Source organism: bacterium (assembly GCA_026414725.1).
Taxonomy (GTDB): domain Bacteria; phylum Ratteibacteria; class UBA8468; order B48-G9; family JAFGKM01; genus JAAYXZ01.
Map to the genome: position 1 here is coordinate 65,050 of JAOAIL010000003.1, position 19,539 is coordinate 84,588.

Genomic DNA, 19,539 nt, shown 5'->3' on the forward strand with positions numbered 1-19,539 from the left:
AATGAAAAAAAAGGTAATGGATGCATTAAAAGACCCTTTTAATAGCAGGGAGAATATTATAAACCTTATGATAGGGGGGATTATCACCTTCTTCCCTGTCTTTAATCTTATACCATTGGGATATCTGGGGAAAAAACTTAAAAGAAGTATACAACAGGATAAAACACCTGTTAAATGGGACGAAAATATAAAGGAACTTTTTATAACCGGCATATTTTTGTTTGCTATATTAATATCTTACCTTATAATCCCATTTTTATTGATGTTTTTGGGTGGTAGTTTAATGTTGACCCTTTCAGGAGGAAAAATCTTCTCTTTATTTTATTTCAGGGGCCAGATTCTAAACCTTTTAGGTACAATAACCCTATTAATCGCTATTTATTTCCTTCCTTTTGCAATATGTGTATATCTTGAAGATAATGATATAAAAATGGCTTTTAAACTACAAAAGATTATAGAAAAGATATTTCTTGTTGTCAGAGAATATACTATTACATATTTGATTATAATAGGTCTTATTTTTATCTCTTTTACTATTATTTTTTTACTTATGAACTGGATTGCAGGACTTCTTTTTAGTGGTTTTTTATTTTTTTATGACGGTATTGTTATAGCCGGTATCATAAGCAAAATTTTTCCCAGAAAAGCAGTAACCATATCTCTTCTGGAAATATCTGAATCGTAAATAAAAATTTAAACCGTAAGTTCTTTTATATAAAAACTTTATATAAAAAACGTCGGATAAGAAATATTATGTTAACTTCAGGGGTGAAAGAAAAACAAAAATTCCATTGTTTAGACCACTTCTTATGAATTAATAAAAATTGTTAAATAAATTATATTAAGTCATTTATTTATATAAACTTAATAATAAAAAATATGTGCTGATAGACCATATTATAGATGTTTAAAAAATATACTGGTTATCTTTAAATTGTCTAACTAAGTATCGGAAAAATATAAACTTATAACATATTGCCCCTTTAAAGACGTAAAGGAATTATATAATTCTAAACATATATAAATAAAGAACTTAAAACATACCATTTGATGTATTTTATAAAATTATCTTACAGTATGTTTCCTGGACAGAGTCCTTCTTTCCGGAAAGAACTATACTTATACACTAAAAATTTTTAATCAATGAATCAGATTTTTATCTCTCATAATATAAAGTTATCTTTTCCCCTGGTATGTACAAACAGACCAATATATTTAAACAATAAACCTCATTCTTGTTTGCTTATAGGGATAAACCCTTTTATCTTTTAAAAATCTTTTTATTTTGCTTTTAAAAAGGGTTAAAGAAGTTTAGTAAAATAGCAGATATCGGAATAAAACAGATAAGATTAAAATAACAGATATTATGCTTAACTTGAGGATATGAAGAGAAAAAATTTCATTTAAAATAACCCTTATATTTCTTCTTTCTCTAATTCATACAAAAACAGAGAGGGTAGAGCCCCCTACCCTATTATCTTTGCCAGAGAAAATATAAGACAAAAAAAAGGAGGAAGGATAAAATTATTATATATAATTAAATATCATAAAAATAATTCTATATTCCCTACAGCTGTTCTCATCAATAATAACTAAACACATAACTTAATAACTTCTTAACTTCAGAAGTTATATACTTATACAGTTCAGGACTTCTTACCTTCCTCTACTACTGCCTGCGCAGCAGCAAGGATTGCAATGGGAATTCTGAATGGAGAACAACTCACATAGTTCATACCGGCTCTATGACAGAACTTTACTGATTCTGCTTCACCTCCATGCTCTCCACAGATACCTACCTTCAGATTTGGTCTGGTTGCCCTACCCCTCTGAATACCGATATTAACCAGTTCCCCTATACCTTCCTGGTCAAGTACCTGGAATGGGTCTTCTTTAAGAATTTTATTATCCAGATAGGCAGGAACAAAACCGCCTATATCATCCCTTGAGAAGCCAAACCCCATCTGTGTAAGGTCATTAGTTCCAAAAGAGAAGAATTCTGCTTCCTGAGCAATTTTATTAGCAGTAAGTGCAGCCCTCGGTATCTCTATCATTGTTCCATAAAGATATTCTATTTTATCCAGTCCATATTTCTCACAAACCTCTTTATATACCTTTTCAACTATTTTTTTCTGATGTTTGAGTTCTTCCACAGTACATACCACAGGAACCATAATCTCAGGCAGTGCCTTTTTACCCTCTTTTATAAGTTCAGCAGTTGCTTCAAATATAGCCCTTATCTGCATCTCTGTTACTTCAGGATAGGTAATTCCCAGCCGAACTCCCCTGTGTCCCATCATAGGATTGGTCTCGTGAAGTACATCCGCTCTTTTCTTAAATTCTTCCATTGAAATACCCAAACTATTTGCCAGTTTTGTCTGTTCATCTTCTCTCTTTGGAACAAATTCATGTAATGGTGGGTCAAGCAATCTTATAGTTACAGGAAAGCCATTCATAACCTCTAAAGTTGCCTTAATATCCTTTTTTACATACGGCATCAATTCATCCAGTGCTGCTTTCCTCTCCTCTTCTGTTCTGGATATAATCATCTTTCTTAAACGGAAAAGAGGTTCTTCAGAACCCTTTCCATAAAACATATGTTCTGTTCTGAAAAGCCCTATTCCTTCTGCCCCAAAAGCAATAGCATTTTTAGCATCTTCAGGCGTATCTGCATTTGCTCTTATACCTAATTTTTTTATAGAACGCGCTATATTCATAAACTCTTTAAATCTCGGGTTCTCTGTTGCATCAATCATAGGGAGTTCCCCTGAATAGACATAACCCTTTGTTCCATTGAGTGTAAATATATCACCTTCCTTAAATTCTTTGCCTTCAACTGTAAGTTTTTTGTTATGTACATCTATTTTCAAAGCACCACAGCCCACTATACAACACTTACCCCAGCCCCTCGCTACAAGTGCTGCATGGCTGGTCATTCCTCCTCTACCCGTAAGTATACCCTGTGCTGCTCTCATTCCTTCTACGTCTTCAGGGTTTGTTTCTTCTCTTACAAGGATGACTTTTTTACCATTCTTTGCCCATTTCACTGCGTCATCTGCTGTAAATACAATATGTCCAGAAGCACCGCCAGGACCTGCAGGTAATCCTTTTGCAAGTGGTTTTGTCTTTGCTTCCACTGAAGGGTCAACGAGAGGATGAAGCAGTTCATCTATCTGAGAAGGAGACAATCGCATAATAGCAGTTTTTTCATCTATAAGCCCTTCCGCAAGCATATCCATTGCCATATTCAATGCCGCTGTTCCTGTCCTTTTACCTACACGACACTGCAACATCCATAAACGTCCTTCCTGTATCGTAAACTCTATATCCTGCATATCTTTAAAGTGTCTTTCAAGAGTTGTCCTTATATTGCATAGTTCTTTATAAACATTCGGCATTGCTTCTTCAAGAGATTTCAGGTGTCTGTTCTGTTCATTCTTTGTCTCATTATTTAGCGGATTAGGAGTTCTTATACCTGCTACAACATCTTCTCCCTGTGCATTCACAAGCCATTCTCCATAAAACTTATTTTCTCCTGTTGCTGGGTTTCTTGTAAATGCAACACCAGTAGCAGATGTCTCACCCATATTACCAAAGACCATTGCCTGAACATTAACAGCAGTCCCCCAGTCATCAGGAATACCTTCAATCCTTCTATAGGCAACTGCTCTTTTACCATTCCATGACTGAAATACCGCTTTGATTCCACCCATAAGTTGTTCCCATGCATCATCAGGAAATTCCTCTCCAATAACCTCTTTTACCCTCTTTTTAAACTTCTCACACAGGTCTTTCAGGTCTTCTGCTGTAAGGTCTGTATCTGCCTTATATCCCTTACTTTCTTTTAATTCTTCCATCATTTTATCTAATTGAACTCTTATGCCCTTACCTTCTTCTGGTTCTCTTCCTGCTGCTTTCTCCATAACGACATCTGAATACATCATAATTAACCGTCTATAGGCATCATACACAAATCTCGGATTATTTGTTTTTTTAATGAGCCCTGGAATTGTGGCAGAACAGAGCCCTATATTGAGTACTGTTTCCATCATTCCTGGCATTGATTTTCTTGCACCAGAACGGACAGAAACAAGTAAAGGATTTTTGGGGTCTCCGAATTTAGAACCCATAATATTCTCTATTTCTGATAAGTTTTTCTTTACTTCATCTATCAATCCCTCTGGAAGTTGTTTATTATGCTTATAATAATATGTACAAACTTCTGTTGTAATAGTAAAACCAGCAGGAACAGGTATATTTAGTTTTACCATCTCTGCAAGTCCTGCTCCTTTCCCACCTAAAAGCTCCTTCATACTTCCATCGCCATCTGCCTTACCCCCTCCAAAAAAATATACATATTTCCCCATTTTCTTCCTCCTGTATTGTTTTGACACGAAAACTTTTTTATTTTACTCTTTTTTATAACTTTTTCAAGTATAAAAAAATTTATGGAACTTCTATTAGAAGATTTTGAATTGATAAAACTTCCGATTTCTATATGAATCTGGTTATAATCAGATTTTTACTGTTGCATAGGAATAAAGAAAATATCTATGGGATTTATCAATTGGAAAGAAGGCGAAAAAAAAGCCCCTTTTTAAAGGGGCTCTTTTTTATAAAACATTATTTAATTCAAAATCTATAGATCAATCCCACTGTTATTACAGGATACCACACAAAATCTTCTACATTATCTTCTATTTCTTTTTCTTCCTTTTTCAGATTAGCTAAAAATGTTGGGTCATCAGAAAGAGTACCACCTTTAGAAGAGAGTTTTATATTCGGTGAGCCGTGATATAAAATACCAACATCACCGATAAATCCCCACTGTCTTTCTCCTCCAAAAGAGGTATCCCAACCAATACCTATATACGGTGAAAGAGTATCAAAATCCGCTTTTGCTTTTAGTTTTCCAACATCAGTAGAGGTATATGTTGTACCTCCGATATTTACTCCTCCTGGACCAATCTCTCCTTTACCTGTAATTTCATTTCCATTGTAAAAAACACCTCCAGTTAATCTGAAACCTCTACCTGTTGGATACCAGTCAATAGTTGCTCCTATAGTCATAAGATTCAGTTCTGCTTCATACTTAATACCTTCCTGGGTTGTGTCATAGTCATATGTAAAGTAGTTTAAATTTATCCGCCCACCGAACTTATCAGTAAAAGGTATCGCTACTTCTATACCTGGTCCTGGAGTCCCTAATTTGATTCCAGCACCAAACCCTACAGAACCTTCTTCCTGAGCAAATCCTGCGATACACAGTCCTGCTATGAGCAACATAGATATTTTAACTACCATTTTTTTCATTTTCTTTCACCTCCTTTTTCTTTCTATAGTTATTATAATCACTGTGACTATCAGTGTCAACACCACAGAATATCTCTCTCCTCTTTTTTTCAACAAAAGGTAAGGTTCCCCTTTTCTTCTGAACATTCAAACCTTCGGATATAAAAATAAAAAAGGCACCCTTTTCTAATAATAATAGAAAGAGTGCCTCTTTACTTTGTAAAAAATTAGAGTTTAAATCCCAATCCAAATAGAATCTTAAAGATGTTTAACTCTTCATCCATCATCTCTGTCATAAGATATGATGCTTCCATCTGGATGAATACATTATCTCTTATAAACTGTTTCAGACCTACCTGACCTCCCCAGATGAAGTTTGTATCGCTTTCATCTTCAATATCGTAGAAGAAGAAACCAGCTGCTGCCCCTATATAGGGAACGGTTGCTCCTTCAGTGGCAAAATGAAAGTTAGGTCTGATAAGAACAGCTCCGTATGTATATTCAAGCGATTCATACATTTCACCTTTGGTAGCATTTAAAATCCCTTCCAGCTGGAAGTTGTTAGTCAGGAATTTTCCTAAAGCAATCCTTCCTGTAATATCCCAGCTACTGGTTGCTCCATCAGCGATATCTAAATAACTATATCCTGCATTGAATGTTAGGGTTGTATCTCCCTGTTGAACCGCTGCTGATGCAAATGTAGCCATTCCTATTATCAACCCTGCAACCGCTAAACAGAATAATATCTTTTTCATTCTCTTTCACCTCCTTTCATATATTCTTATATTCTTAATATATTATATGGCTATTTTTACATCTGTCAAGTGTTTCAAATGTCCCTCTTTGTTTTTAGAAAGTGGAACTTTTTAATTATCTCTGTGTCTAAATAACAACAAAGGAGGAGAATGGATATAAGAAAAAATCTTTTAAAGGTAGTAACAGGAATGGTTATTTTCTTTATGGTTGTGTGCTACAGCGCAGAGAGTAAACCAGTTATACAGGTTGCAATTTTACTTGATACAAGTAGTAGTATGGAAGGACTCATTAATCAGGCAAGGGCATATATCTGGAAAATGGTTAATGAATTTGCTAAGGCATCAAAGAATGGAGAAACGCCAGAACTGCAGGTGGCTCTTTTTGAATATGGTAATAACAATCTATCTGCAGAAGAGGGATGGGTACGACTTATTGTCCCATTTACTACAGACATTGATAGAATTGCAGAAGAACTATTTGCATTAACAACCAATGGGGGAACTGAATGTTGTGGATATGTAATAAAAGAAGCAGTAGAAAAACTGCAGTGGAACAAAACAAATGATGATTACAAAGTTATATTTATAGCGGGAAATGAACCATTTACTCAGGGATATATTGACTACAAAGAGTCCTGTAAGAATGCTATAAAGAAAGGAATTATAGTAAATACCATTTACTGTGATGATTATCATACAGGTGTTACCTCTGGTTGGAAAGATGGTGCAGATATTGCAGATGGTGTATATTCCTGTATAGACCAGAATAAATCTATTGTTTCTATTAAAACACCTTATGATGAAAGGATAGCAAAATTCGGACAGGAATTGAATAGTACATATATCGCTTATGGAAAACAGGGAAGTTCAGGAAAGAAAAGGCAGGAAAAACTTGAAATAATAGCAGAGAAAAATTCCAAGGAAGGTTTTTTATCAAGGCAGGTTGCCAAAACATCAGTACATTACAATAATACCGATTGGGACCTTGTAGATGCATACAATCAGCATAATGTGGAGATTGAAAAACTAAATAAGGAAGAACTGCCTGTAGAAATGAGAAATATGAGTATTAAAGAACAGAGAACATATATAGAATCTATAAGCAAACAAAGAGAAGAAATCAAAAAGAAAATAAATGAGATGGGTATACAAAGGGAGAAATACATCGCAGAGGAAATGGCAAGGATATCTGGAGATACTGATACATTTGATAAAGTGCTTATAAAAACAATAAAGACACAGGCAGAGAAAAAACATTTCACGTTTAACTAAAATAAGAGAGGAGGACAACAAGATGAAAAGTAAAATATATGTGTTTGTGATGCTGTTACTTACAGGGATATTAAAAGCAGATGGATTTATAGTTGTTCCTCATCCTAATGAAAAGCAGACCCCCTACCCTCTTGAAGTAAGATACCATAGGGTAATTGTGGATATAAAAAATAACATTGCAAAAACAAGTATTGACCAGGAATTTTATAATCCTACGGGGTCTCGGCTGGAAGGCACATATATATTTCCTGTTCCAGAAGGTGCAATAATCAGTGGTTTTTCAATGGATATTAATGGACAGTAAGTCCCTGCCGAACTTCTACCTGCTGAAAAAGCGAGAGGAATTTATGAAGATATTGTCAGAAAGATGAAAGACCCTGCACTTCTTGAATATGTTAACAGAGATGCTTTTAAGGTAAGGATATTTCCTATAGAACCTTATTCTACCAAGAGAATAAAAATACAGTATGGATAGATGTTAAAAGCAGATGCCAATGTTTTAAGGTATATATATCCACTAAATACAGAAAAATTTTCATCAAAGCCCATAAAGGATGTAAGTATAGAGGTTAATATAGAAACAGAGGAACCAATAAAGATGTTATTCTGTTCTACACATAATGTTGAAATAAAAAGGAAGAGTGATACAAAGGCAGTAGTGCGATTTGAGGACAAGGATGTAATTCCTGATATTGACTTTGTTGTCTATTATTCAACCAATAAAGAAGAGATAGATGCGAGTGTTCTCACGTATAGAGAAGCAGGAGAAGATGGATTTTTTATACTGAATATAACCCCTTCTTTCAGTTTGAAAGAGGAAGAGATACAAAAGAAAGATATTGTGTTTGTTATAGATACATCCGGCAGTATGGCGGGCAAGAAGATAGAACAGGCAAAAAGAGCACTGGATTTTTGTATTACTAACTTAAATAAACAAGACAGATTTGAAGTTATACGGTTCTCAACAGAGGCAGAATCACTTTTCAAAGAATTAAAAACGGCTTATAAGAACAATATAGAATCGGCAAGAAGATTTGTAGCAAGAATACAACCTGCAGGTGATACTAATATAGAAGAAGCACTTTCTCTTGCTTTTTCTGTTTTTGATAGGAAGGAACAAAAGTATGGCAGTATCATATTCATAACAGACGGTAAACCAACTATTGGAATAACAGATGAAAATGAACTGATAAGAACGATTGAAAAGAGAAATAAAAATAATATAAGGATATTTGTTTTTGGTATTGATTACGAATTAAATACTCATCTTCTTGACCGTGTAGCAGAAGTTTCTTATGGATACAGGGACTATGTCACACCTGAAGAAGATATAGAGCTAAAAATAACCTCTTTTTATGAAAAGATAAAGTATCCTGTACTTTCAGATATTCACATTGATTTTAAGGGATTGAGTGCATATAACATCTATCCCAAAAAAGTTCCTGATTTGTTTAAAGGGTCTCAGATAACCATAACCGGTAGATATAAAAAAAGTGGCAGATTAAAAGTCAATCTTGAGGGATACATAGAAGGAAAGAAAAAAAGATTTGAGTATGTATTGAACTTCCCACTCCATTCTCCTTCTGATGTTGCTTCAACTACAGATGGTTTTATACCCCAGATATGGGCTGCACAACACATAGGTTATCTATTAGATGAGATACGGCTGAAAGGAGAGAACGAGGAACTGAAAGATGAAATAATTGCTGTTGCCAATAAGTATGGAATTATTACTCCTTATACGAGTTATTTAATTATAGAGGAAGAACAACATCGTCAATCTACAGGAAAAAATAATATCTCGATTTCTCCTTCTTTGAGAGAGGTGTTAACCACTCCTGTAATGGAAGCTAAAATGAAAGCAGAGATTAAGGGTATGCAGGATAAATCCGGTAAAAAAAGTGTAGTTGCCAGTAAAGAACTTTATGCTTTGAGAAATGCACAGAATTATCAACAGGTCTATCAGGGAAGAGAACGTATGGAGTATAAAGACAGTTCAGGGAAGGTACAGAACCTTACCGGGCAGGTGAAAAATATACAGGGAAGGGCTGTCTATCAGGATGGTAATAGATGGACTGACTCTGCAGTTTATAGTATGAAAAACTTCAAGAAAGTAAGGATACAATTTGGAAGCAAGGATTATTTTGAACTGGTAAAAAATAAACCAGCATCTACTCAATTTCTTGCTCTGGGGAAAAATGTTCAGTTTGTAATAAATGATACAATCTATGATATATATGAATAGTTTTATTTAAAATCCGGAGGTATGACTTTTTCTAAAAGATTATTTATCTTTTCAATATCTTTCCTTATCTGTCTCTGAAGTTGTAATTCATCTTCAAATTTTCTTTGTGCCCTTAGTTTTTTATATAAAAACACACGTAATTTTTGATTGTATATCTTCTTGGTGAAAGGAAAATCTATAAGAAACACTTCAAACTTCTCTGTATTATCATTAAAAGTAGGAGAAATACCTGTTACTATTGCAGATTTATAAATTTTCCTGTTATATAACGTCCAGCCAGCATATACACCATTAGCAATACAAACACTATTCTGAAGAAAGAGATTTGCTGTAGGGAAACCCAGTTTTCTTCCAATACCTTTTCCTTTAATAACTTTACCTGAAATAGAAAAATATCTTCCTAAAAGTTTATTTGCCTTTTCAATTCTACCATCTTTTATCATCTCTCTTATCTTTGAAGCGCTTACTATCTCACCATCTTTCTTAAAAGAAGGTACTACTATAAGAGAAAAATCTTTTTCTTTTGACTTCTTCATTAAAAACTTTACATCTCCTCTTCTCTCTTTACCAAACCGAAAGTTATAACCGATAACTATCGTTTTAACTCCTGCTTCAAGTAATATATCCAGAAAATTTTCAGGCGAGAGATGAGATATCTCATCAAAATTACACCAGATACATACCTTTATCCCCCAGTATCTTAGTAAAGCGAGTTTTTCCTCCCAACTACATAGAAGAAATTCTACTGGAAAATTTTTAAAAGTAATAACTGCGGGTACCCTTCCCTCTTTTTTTGCCTCTTTTACTATCATAGATAAAAGCTTCTGGTGTCCAAGGTGAACACCATCAAACTTCCCTATCCCTAAAACAATCTCTTTATTTATTTCGGTTATTTTTGAGAAGTGAATAAGTTGTTGCATCATATCAGTATGGAAATGTTTCGGTTATTTTAGCATCAGATATCTCTTTTATTATTTCAGCAATTCTGTCAGTTGTCTCATCAAATATTACTTTTCCTTTTTCCGGTGTTGCCTTTTTGGGATTTCCATAACCTGAATTAACAGTAAGTAGATGCCACGGCCTCGGCATCCATACCTCCTGATTTTTTAATGAATTAAGTACGGGTTCTTTTACCTTTCCTTCATCTGCCCATTCAAGATGTACCAACTCTGGACAGAGATACATAAACCACGATGTTTCTGATTCATTCCCATGTTCTCCTGACTTATCATCACAGACCTTTTCTACAATATCCTGTGTTAGTTCCCACCAATTCAGTACAAATATAACAACCCTTGTCTTTCCATATAATTCCCTCGCCATCCATTTAAAATCATTACCCCCATGGCCATTCATAATGATAAGTTTATAGATATTATGTTTTTCAAGACAGTCTATGATATCCTTCAACATAGTCAATTGAGTGGTAGGATTGAAATTTAATACAAGCGGGAATTCCATACCGCTGGTGTTAACACCGATAGGAATGGCAGGCAAAACAACCACTTTTGCTCCTTTTTTTCTTGCCTTCTCTGCGCCTATAAGCCCGATTTTCTCTACTGAAATTGTGTCACACCCATATGGAAGATGTAGATTATGTGGCTCACAAGAACCCCAGGGTAATACAACTACCTCAAAAGGCTGCATCTCTTTTATCTCCTTCAATGTCATCTCAAACAGTTTAACTTTCATTTTTCATCCCTCCTTTACCATGCAATTTCAAATATCTTTTTAAACTCATCTTTACCTATAACCATTTTCATATTCTTCATAGACCTCTGTGTCCCTAAAACAGCAAGGTCTGCAAGTTTTCCTATCTCCTCTTTTTTTATTCCTATATCTCTCAAACGCCATGGAAGTCCAATATCTCTCACAAAATTCTTCAGTTGTTCTGTTTTTCCCCATATACCTTCAAGTTCTTCTATCTCTTTTTCATATCCATTATACTTCAGATATTCAAATACATAGGGTAGAAGAATTGCATTAGCAGTTCCATGGTGAGTGTTATGTGTTATAGTGAGAGTATAGCCCATACCGTGCACAATAATAGTTCCTGTTTTGTTTAAACCAAATCCTGCAATAAGAGAAGCCAGAAAAAGTTTTTCTCTCGCTTCCATAGAGATATTCTTTACTCTCGGGAGATATTCCATAAGTATTTCCAAACTTTCCTTTGCAAACATCTTTGATAAACAATCCGCCTTATTTGAAAGATAACTTTCAGCGGCATGAGAGAAAGCATCCATTCCTGTGGCAACTACGAGATGTTGAGACAATGTTTTTAATACATCCGCATCCAGAATTGATAATTTAGGTATAATTTTTTCACTACTCACTGTCTTTTTTGTATTATGGCTCCTGTCAACTATAACTGCAAATCTTGTAACCTCACTTCCTGTTCCACAGGTTGTAGGTATGGCAATAACAGGAAGTGGTTCATTCTTATATTCCATCTCCCCGAAGTAATCTCTTACAGAACCACCATTGGTAGCAACAACTGCTATGGCTTTCCCTACATCCATAGCACTTCCACCACCAACTGCTAATATACAATCACAACCTTCTTTTATACATAACGCCGCACCATTATCAACATCATCTGTATCTGGTTCTGGATTTGCTCCTGCATAGGAGACGAAACCTATTCCCTCTTTTGAAAGAATTGCTGTAATATTTTCAAAAAGTCCTGACCTGAATATAAAACTTTTCCCACTTACTATAAAAACCTTCCTGCCATATTTTTTTACCTGCTGGAGGTGTTTTTCTATACCTCCCTTTTCAAAATAAACCTTTGCTCCCATATAAAAGTAGATATTCTCCATATAATATCTCCGTATAAAAAGTATTATAACACCCTACTTTAAAAACCTCAATGTATCAGAAAAATAAGGGCGAGACAGAAAAACATACCTGCAACTGGAGTGAAGAACCAGCCAGAGATTACCTTCAGGAGATTTTTTTTATTTACGGTCCGCATCCCCTTAATAATCCCTATACCGAATACCGCTCCTACAATTGCCTGAGAAGAAGAAACAGGAACACCTATGTGGGCATATATATGAAGTGTTATAGAATGTGCTAAAACCGCAATAAAAGCAGAGAAAGCATCAACAGTAATAATCCTCTTACCCACTGTCCACATAACCCCTCTGCTATAAGTAATAGCACCAAGTCCGATGCTTAATCCTCCTATCAATAATGACTGATTTAAGCTAAATGTTCCTGTTTTATAAAACACTCCTGTGACATTTGCTACATTATTAGCACCGAGGGAATAAGCACCATAAATACCACTCAATATTAAAAGATTTCTCATCAATCTATCATATGTTAAGAAATGTAATGATTTTCTACTAATAATTCTGGAACAGATAACATAAAGAATAACTGATATTAAAGATGCTCCTAATGGAGTGGTAATCCAGCATATAACTATTTTAATCAGTGATTCTGTCTCTATATGTTTATTTATAATACCTATACCCATTATAGCACCAACAACTGCCTGTGATGTAGAGACAGGTAAACTCAATAGAGTCATAAGTGTTACAGTTATTGCAGCAGCAAAAGAGATAATCAGCGCTGTCTCATATGTCTGACATGTAAGATTTGAAAGGGTCTCCATACCTTTACTACCGCTAAATAAAGCTCCGAGGAGAACAAATATAGCGGTAAGAAAAACAGCCGTCTTATATCTCACCATATATGAAGAAACCGCTGTCCCAAAGATATTGGCAGTATCATTTGCTCCGAGTGACCATCCCATATATAAAGGTCCAATCAACCTGAAATCCATTTTTTATACCATCCTTTTAGCCACCACTATATTTAACCGGTCTGTTACCTCTTCTGACATATCTGAGATATGCCCTATTTCAATCACAAGGTCCTTAAGAAGTATCTTTTCCCCTGTATCATAAATACCAGAAAATATCTTCCTTATAAGGTCCCGCTCCATCCTGTCAGATGAACTTTCTCTTTTATCCACTTCCTGAACTCTCTCTCTTACATCTTTAAGATTATGAAAGAGTATTCTAAAACCATCTATTGCCATCTCAAATGCAGATATATTATTATGGATTAATTTCAAAAAGTCCTCCTGCAGTTCTTTAGGTATCTTAAGGTTTTCTGTTTCAATCTGATACAATACCGACTGTGCCTTATTCATAACCTCATCAGTTGCTTCAAGAAGTCCTAATATATCTCCTCTGGATTCTGGAATAAGTGACTTTTCATACATCTCTACCTCTATCTCCCGTCTTATGTCATCAGCCATTGATTCAGAAAGATGGGTTGTCTCTATCATCTCTTTAAACTCACAGGATAATCCTGTTTCAAAATACTTTTCTATTGCCTTTTTAAAAAGTTCTGCGGTTTCAAGCATCTTATTGAGATATTTTTCTACCATTTCATATATTCTATTTTTCCTACTGAAAAAAAATTCCATTTATACCTCCCTGTCTACCATATCTCATTCCTATTTTTTTTCACTTTCACCATTCAACTTGCTACATTTTACAACAATTGGAATAAAATTGAAAAAAAGAGAAATTTATAATAGAATAAGTCATTAAATTAATAAAACAGAATTCTAAAAAATGGAAAAATATAACTTTAACGAGATAGAAAAAAAGTGGCAGGAAAAGTGGGAAAAGGAAGGAATATACAGGGCAAAGTTTGTGCCTGATAATAAAAAGTTTTATGTGCTTGAAATGTTTCCTTACACATCTGCTCAGATACATATGGGACATGTAAGGAACTATACTATTGGAGATGTTATTGCCCGCTTTCTTATAATGAACGGATTTAATATCCTCCATCCTATTGGGTATGACGCCTTTGGTATGCCTGCTGAAAATGCTGCAATAAAACAAAAAATTCATCCAAAGGACTGGACATACAAAAATATAGAAACCATCAGAAGACAGTTGAAAAAATTAGGGATATCTTACTGCTGGGAAAGAGAAGTTATAACCTGTGACCCTGATTATTACAGATGGAACCAGTATTTTTTCCTTCAGTTTTATAAGAAAGGGCTCGTCTATAAAAAACTTTCACCTGCAAACTGGTGTCCTTCCTGCAGTACAGTACTTGCAAATGAACAGGTAATAAATGGTGAATGCTGGAGGTGTGGTTCAGCAGTTGAACAGAAAGAACTCTCTCAGTGGTTTGTAAAAATTACTGAATATGCAGATAAACTACTTGATTTTTCAGGAGTTAAAAACTGGCCTGAACGTGTCATAACAATGCAGAAAAACTGGATAGGTAAAAGTTATGGTGCAGAAGTACATTTTGTCATTCCTGACTTGAATAAAGAACTTGTTGTTTTTACTACCAGACCCGATACACTTTTTGGTGCAACATACGTGGTTTTATCACCACGACATCCTCTGATTCAGAATATACTTAAAAAAAGTTCTTTGAAGAATGAAATAGAAAAATTTCTGTCAAAGGTTAAAAGTCAGGGACTCACTGTAGAATCAACCGTTAAAACAGAAAAGGAAGGTGTTTATACAGGGATTGATGCAATAAATCCTGTAAATGGTGAAAAGATACCTGTATGGATAGGCAACTACGTTCTTATGGAATATGGTACAGGTGCTATTATGTCAGTTCCTGCACATGACCAGAGGGACTTTGAATTTGCACAGAAGTATAAACTGCCTATAAAAATTGTTATAAAAAATCCTGAATGGACTGAAGTTCCTGAGACAATTGAATCTGCATATGAAGGAGAAGGAACAATGGTAAATTCAGGACAGTTTAATGGACTTTCAAATAAAGAGTTTATGGATATAATAACAGAATCCCTTGCGAAAGAAGGAAAAGGGAGAAAAGCGGTCTGTTATAGTTTAAGGGACTGGTGTATATCAAGACAGAGATACTGGGGAACACCTATACCTATTATATACTGCAAGAAATGTGGAACTGTTCCAGTTCCAGAAGAGAATCTGCCTGTAACTCTTCCCTATAATGTTAATATTACAGGTCAGGGAGAGTCCCCTCTTAAATATGTTCCTGAATTTTTCAATTGTATATGTCCTCTCTGTGGAAGTGCTGCTGAAAGAGAGACAGATACAATGGATACCTTTATGGACTCCTCATGGTATTTTTTAAGATATGCTTCAGAAGATATAAAAGATAAACCATTTGATAAAAAAGAGGTTAACTACTGGATGCCTGTGGACCAGTATATCGGAGGAATAGAACATGCCATACTCCATCTTTTGTACAGCAGATTTTTTGTAAAGGTTCTTAATGACCTCGGTTATATTGACTTTAAAGAACCATTTGAAAACCTTCTCTGTCAGGGAATGGTTATAAAAGATGGTGCAAAGATGTCAAAATCAAAGGGAAATGTTGTTGACCCTGAAGATATGATAAACAAATATGGAGTAGATACTTTACGACTTTTTATACTTTTTGCTGCTCCTCCTGAACTGGACCTTGAATGGTCAGAGAAAGGAATAGAAGGAGCATGGAGATTTATAAACAGGGTCTGGAACTTAAATAATTATATACTTTCCTACGATGCCAAAGGAATAAATACAGAAGATATTGTTGCAGAGCGGGCTATAAACAAAACAATAAAGGCGATTACTGACGATATAACAAAGGACTTTCATTTTAATACCGCAATAGCAAAAATGATGGAATTTATAAATGACCTTTATAGAATTGTAGAAAAAAAGGAGTGCTCTAAAGAAAAACTTTTAAGTGTATGGCAACGATTTATAAAAATTATGTCTCCTTTTACCCCGCATATCTGTGAAGAGATGTGGAAACTTATTGGAAACAATACCTCTGTATTTATGGAAAGATGGCCTGAAATAGATAAAAATTATCTGATGGATGAAATTATCTCTATTGCAGTTCAGGTAAACGGAAAACTCCGTGGAAGGATAAACATCTCTACAGGTTCTTCTGAAGAAGAAGTTATTAAGTATGCCTTAAAAGAACCACATATATCTCGTTGGCTGGAAAATAAAACAATTATCAAACACATCTATATAAAGGATAAAATTCTCAATATTATAATAAAATAAAAAGGGGAAGTGTAATTTGTTTACCTTCCCCTTTCTACTTATATTATTACTGTGTTGTTTTTTCCTCTTTCTTCTCTTCTTTCTTTTCTTTCTTCTCTTCTATTTTATCTTTTATATCACTTATACCTGCAGCAATTGCTATTACACCGCCTATAAGAAGTAGAAATGGAACTGATGCCATCAATGCCTTTACAAAATAACCCCACCATGCAGCAAGTCCTAATATCCCTAAAACAACCGCTATAATTCCTCCTATCAATGCTCCCATTTTCCCTCCTTGTTTCTTCCAGTGATTTTACAATAACATAGTATCTATCTAACTGTCAAGTATTATATTGCTCTACTGACTTTTTCATAACATCCACAGGCGCTTTAATTCCTGTCCATAATTCAAAAGATACAGCCCCCTGATATATAAGCATTGATAGTCCATTAATAGTAATAATACCTGCTTCTTCTGCTGCCTTTATAAGTTCTGTCTTCCTGTTATATATAAGGTCATATACAAGTTGAAGCGATTTAATAAATCTTTCATCAATAATCAGAGGGTCTGTTTCTCTCATTCCTACAGATGTAGTATTTATAAGTATATCAACCCCTTTCCAGTATCTTTCTTCATTCCTCTTTTCAAAAGGAACGATATAAACATTTTTGAAACTAAATTTTCCTGAAAGATGCTCTTTAAGTACAACAGCCCTCTCTTCTGTCCTGTTGCATATATATATACTTTCTATCTGCTCTTTTATCAGAGCACCTGCTATCGCATAAGTAGAACCACCTGCCCCAAGCAAGAAGATATTTTTTCCGGTTAGAGAGATATTTCTTTCTTTTATGGAGAGTATGAAACCCTGACCATCAGTATTATATCCTCTCAAAACACCATTGTTATTCACAATTGTATTAACCGCTCCAATCATCTCTGCTTCTCCATCAATCTCATCAATATAAGGAATAACAATTTTCTTATGTGGTATGGTAAGATTAATACCTGCAAAATTCATTACCCTTATTCCTTCTATTGCTTTACCAAGATTTTCAGGTGCAATCTCTACGGGGATATAAACATAATCAAGTTCCAGATACTGAAAGGCAGCATTTTGAAATACAGGAGACAGGGAATGTCTTACAGGATAACCAAATACTCCAGTAATTCTTGTTTTACCTGTTATCTTCATAAGAGAGATATTAACATTTTAAAAAATTATTGACAAACCAAGGAAAATGTTTTACATTATTATGAAGTTCATAACTTCATATAATAGGGAGGCAGAATGAGAAAGATAGCGGTAATAAATCAAAAGGGTGGTTCAGGTAAAACAACCACTGTAGTCAATGCAGGTGCTTTTCTTGCAAAACAGAATAAAAAAGTTTTATTAATAGACCTTGACCCTCAATCCCATACAACTATACATCTGGGTTTTGAACCACCGCAGATACAGAGGTCTGTATATGATGTTCTCATTAAAAAAATATCTATAAAAGATGCTATTGTTGAGACATATGAAAAAAATCTTTTTCTTATTCCTGCAAGTATAGAACTTGCAAGTGCAGAGATAGAACTTGTTAATGAAATAGGCAGAGAAATTGTTTTGAGAGATGCTCTTAAAAAGCATAAAAACGGCTTTGACTATATATTAATAGATTGTCCACCATCACTTGGTCTCCTAACAGTCAATGCACTTACTACTGCTAATGAAATTTTTATTCCTATTCAGGCAGAATTTTTTGCTCTTGAAGGACTTACAAAGTTAATACAGACAATAGATATAGTAAAGGACCGATTAAACCCTAATATTGAAATAACAGGAATAATAATTACAATGTTTGATAGTAGAAAAAATATATGCAAAGAAGTGGCAGATAAAGTTCACAAACACTTTAAAGGAAAGGTATTCAGAACAAAAATAAGAGAAAATGTACGGCTTGCAGAAGCGCCTGGTTTTGGGAAAAGTATAAAGGACTTCGCCCCTGGCAGTCATGGATGGGAGGACTACAGGAAACTTTCGGAAGAGATATTAAAACAGGAGAAGAAAAAATGAAAAAAACAGGACTTGGTAGAGACCCATTAAAATGGATACAACCTACCACAGCGGAAAAGAAAGCCATAGAGAAAGAAGTTGAACTCAAAATCTCCCATGAAAAGAAGGAGCGACAGAAAACATCTATTCCAAAATTTCAGACATTTGAAGTACGTCTCACCTCTCTCTTAAGAGAAGACCAGCTTGACTTTCTTGAGAAACTTACGAGAGAAATACAGAAAAACAGAAAACCTGAATTCAGAAAGGAAAGGATAACAAAAAACACTCTGATGAGAGTATTTATAGACGCCTTTATGGAAACAAAGATAAATACGGTAGATATCCCTGATGAAGAGACACTACTTAAAAGAGTAAAAGAAAGAATAAAATAATCCCTTCTATAAAATGAAACCTCATCACTTCCTTTTGCATCTAAAATGACGAGAAAAAAAGAAAAGGAGGTGATGAGTTATGGCAAAATTAGCAAGATGGAATCCCTGGAGGGAGATGGTAGATATAAGGGATGAGTTTGAAAAAATGTTTGATATCTTCAGACCTGACATCCATCTATGGGAAGGGTATCACAAATTTCCGGCAGTGGATGTATATGAAGATGAAGACAATGTATTTGTAAAGGCAGAACTGCCGGGACTTACAAAGGAAGATATAACCCTTACCATAGAGGGAGATACGCTTGTACTGTCAGGCAAGAAGAGTCAAACAAAGGAAGAGAAAAAAGAGAACTATTACAGAAAAGAGATTCGGGAGGGTGCTTTCTCCAGAAGTATTGAGATACCTTATCCTGTGGATAAGGAGAAGGTATCCGCAACCTACAAGGATGGTATTCTGGAGATTGTCCTTCCCAAAACACCTGAAGTTAAGAGAAAAACTATCAAGGTGGACATTAAGTAAAA

At 34.7% G+C, this 19,539-nt stretch carries 17 protein-coding genes and 1 pseudogene; 8 read left to right on the top strand and 10 right to left on the bottom strand.

Annotated elements, in window-relative coordinates; translation table 11 throughout:
* Nucleotide 1 precedes the first annotated feature (1 nt).
* The gene (locus tag N3D17_02480) at nt 2–685 is read left to right on the top strand and encodes a DUF4013 domain-containing protein (GenBank protein MCX8082253.1); all 684 of its coding nucleotides are present in this window, start codon (nt 2–4) and stop codon (nt 683–685) included.
* A gap of 961 nt (nt 686–1,646) precedes the next feature.
* On the opposite strand, the gene ppdK is transcribed toward N3D17_02480, so the two are convergent.
* The 3 genes from ppdK to N3D17_02495 form a co-directional block, all read right to left on the bottom strand.
* The gene (gene ppdK, locus N3D17_02485; protein MCX8082254.1) at nt 1,647–4,367 is read right to left on the bottom strand and encodes a pyruvate, phosphate dikinase; all 2,721 of its coding nucleotides are present in this window, start codon (nt 4,365–4,367) and stop codon (nt 1,647–1,649) included.
* 265 nt (nt 4,368–4,632) lie between these two features.
* Nucleotides 4,633–5,313 (bottom strand): hypothetical protein, encoded by a 681-nt coding sequence (locus tag N3D17_02490; GenBank protein ID MCX8082255.1) that lies wholly within the window; start codon nt 5,311–5,313, stop codon nt 4,633–4,635.
* Nucleotides 5,314–5,519: 206 nt separating this feature from the next.
* Nucleotides 5,520–6,047: a porin family protein gene (locus N3D17_02495; protein MCX8082256.1), complete on the bottom strand. Its 528-nt coding sequence runs from the start codon at nt 6,045–6,047 to the stop codon at nt 5,520–5,522.
* 150 nt (nt 6,048–6,197) lie between these two features.
* Here N3D17_02495 and N3D17_02500 point away from each other — a divergent pair, with 150 nt between their 5' ends.
* From N3D17_02500 to N3D17_02510, 3 genes and pseudogenes are all read left to right on the top strand, one after another.
* Complete coding sequence (locus N3D17_02500; protein ID MCX8082257.1) at nt 6,198–7,319, top strand: VWA domain-containing protein; 1,122 nt, start codon at nt 6,198–6,200, stop codon at nt 7,317–7,319.
* Nucleotides 7,320–7,368: 49 nt separating this feature from the next.
* Nucleotides 7,369–7,794: pseudogene (locus N3D17_02505) on the top strand (VIT domain-containing protein).
* Nucleotides 7,795–9,564 (top strand): VWA domain-containing protein, encoded by a 1,770-nt coding sequence (locus N3D17_02510; protein ID MCX8082258.1) that lies wholly within the window; start codon nt 7,795–7,797, stop codon nt 9,562–9,564. It begins immediately after the preceding pseudogene.
* A gap of 2 nt (nt 9,565–9,566) precedes the next feature.
* Here N3D17_02510 and N3D17_02515 read toward each other — a convergent pair whose 3' ends face one another.
* Genes N3D17_02515 through N3D17_02535 form a run of 5 tightly spaced genes read right to left on the bottom strand, consistent with a single transcriptional unit; the run spans nt 9,567 to nt 14,008 of the window.
* Nucleotides 9,567–10,487 (bottom strand): bifunctional riboflavin kinase/FAD synthetase, encoded by a 921-nt coding sequence (locus N3D17_02515; protein MCX8082259.1) that lies wholly within the window; start codon nt 10,485–10,487, stop codon nt 9,567–9,569.
* A 1-nt stretch (nt 10,488) separates the two neighbouring features.
* Entirely contained in the window at nt 10,489–11,256 is a 768-nt protein-coding gene (locus N3D17_02520; protein MCX8082260.1) for a creatininase family protein, read from the bottom strand.
* A 14-nt stretch (nt 11,257–11,270) separates the two neighbouring features.
* Nucleotides 11,271–12,383, bottom strand: coding sequence for an iron-containing alcohol dehydrogenase (locus N3D17_02525; GenBank protein MCX8082261.1), 1,113 nt, complete (start codon nt 12,381–12,383; stop codon nt 11,271–11,273).
* 47 nt (nt 12,384–12,430) lie between these two features.
* Nucleotides 12,431–13,357, bottom strand: a complete 927-nt coding sequence (locus N3D17_02530) for an anion permease (protein ID MCX8082262.1) — start codon at nt 13,355–13,357, stop codon at nt 12,431–12,433.
* A gap of 3 nt (nt 13,358–13,360) precedes the next feature.
* A complete protein-coding gene (locus N3D17_02535; GenBank protein MCX8082263.1) occupies nt 13,361–14,008 on the bottom strand; it encodes a DUF47 family protein in 648 nt (215 codons plus the stop codon).
* A 151-nt stretch (nt 14,009–14,159) separates the two neighbouring features.
* Between N3D17_02535 and leuS the strand changes: the two genes are divergently transcribed.
* Nucleotides 14,160–16,607 carry a leucine--tRNA ligase gene (leuS, locus tag N3D17_02540; GenBank protein MCX8082264.1) on the top strand — a complete coding sequence of 816 codons (2,448 nt, stop codon included), beginning with the start codon at nt 14,160–14,162 and terminating at the stop codon, nt 16,605–16,607.
* 46 nt (nt 16,608–16,653) lie between these two features.
* Here the strand turns inward: leuS and N3D17_02545 are convergent, their stop codons facing one another.
* Nucleotides 16,654–16,875 carry a hypothetical protein gene (locus N3D17_02545; protein ID MCX8082265.1) on the bottom strand — a complete coding sequence of 74 codons (222 nt, stop codon included), beginning with the start codon at nt 16,873–16,875 and terminating at the stop codon, nt 16,654–16,656.
* Between the two features lie 55 nt (nt 16,876–16,930).
* Entirely contained in the window at nt 16,931–17,782 is an 852-nt protein-coding gene (locus tag N3D17_02550) for a shikimate dehydrogenase (protein MCX8082266.1), read from the bottom strand.
* Nucleotides 17,783–17,878: 96 nt separating this feature from the next.
* Here N3D17_02550 and N3D17_02555 point away from each other — a divergent pair, with 96 nt between their 5' ends.
* The 3 genes from N3D17_02555 (at nt 17,879) to N3D17_02565 (ending at nt 19,537) form a co-directional block, all read left to right on the top strand.
* Nucleotides 17,879–18,646 carry an AAA family ATPase gene (locus N3D17_02555; GenBank protein MCX8082267.1) on the top strand — a complete coding sequence of 256 codons (768 nt, stop codon included), beginning with the start codon at nt 17,879–17,881 and terminating at the stop codon, nt 18,644–18,646.
* Nucleotides 18,643–19,017, top strand: a complete 375-nt coding sequence (locus tag N3D17_02560) for a hypothetical protein (GenBank protein MCX8082268.1) — start codon at nt 18,643–18,645, stop codon at nt 19,015–19,017. The genes N3D17_02555 and N3D17_02560 overlap by 4 nt, the downstream gene beginning before the upstream one ends.
* 79 nt (nt 19,018–19,096) lie before the next feature.
* Nucleotides 19,097–19,537, top strand: coding sequence for an Hsp20/alpha crystallin family protein (locus N3D17_02565; GenBank protein MCX8082269.1), 441 nt, complete (start codon nt 19,097–19,099; stop codon nt 19,535–19,537).
* Nucleotides 19,538–19,539: the final 2 nt, after the last annotated feature.